The following is a 254-nucleotide window of genomic DNA, read 5'->3' as shown; positions in this document are numbered from 1 at the left end:
ACGAGCATCGATACCACGAAAAGGAGCATATGTCAGAAAAATGGCTGCACTACCAGCGCGGAAAGATCTGGCGTGCCTTGTCGTCGTTTGAGGCATGTCCTCCCTCCTCGCAGGAAACAAACGCCGTGAGTATCGGCCTTGCGTGCGCCCTCGGGTTTCTCGACAAGCGGCAGATAGTGGACTGGAGAGCATCCTGTCCCCGCTTGTGCGGCTGGCTTGCCGACTTCGCTGCGAACGAGCCGGCCTTCGAGCGC

At 59.4% G+C, this 254-nt stretch carries 1 protein-coding gene; it reads left to right on the top strand.

All coding sequences use genetic code 11. The features are described from left to right. Nucleotides 1-29: 29 nt before the first annotated feature. On the top strand, nt 30-254 hold a 225-nt coding region (locus R0J87_RS22570; protein WP_498889125.1), incomplete at its 3' end, for a glutathione S-transferase family protein.

Origin of the sequence: Halomonas sp. SIMBA_159, assembly GCF_046536035.1 — a bacterium.
GTDB lineage: Bacteria > Pseudomonadota > Gammaproteobacteria > Pseudomonadales > Halomonadaceae > Vreelandella > Vreelandella venusta_A.
This window is presented reverse-complemented; position numbering and strand designations above follow the sequence as displayed.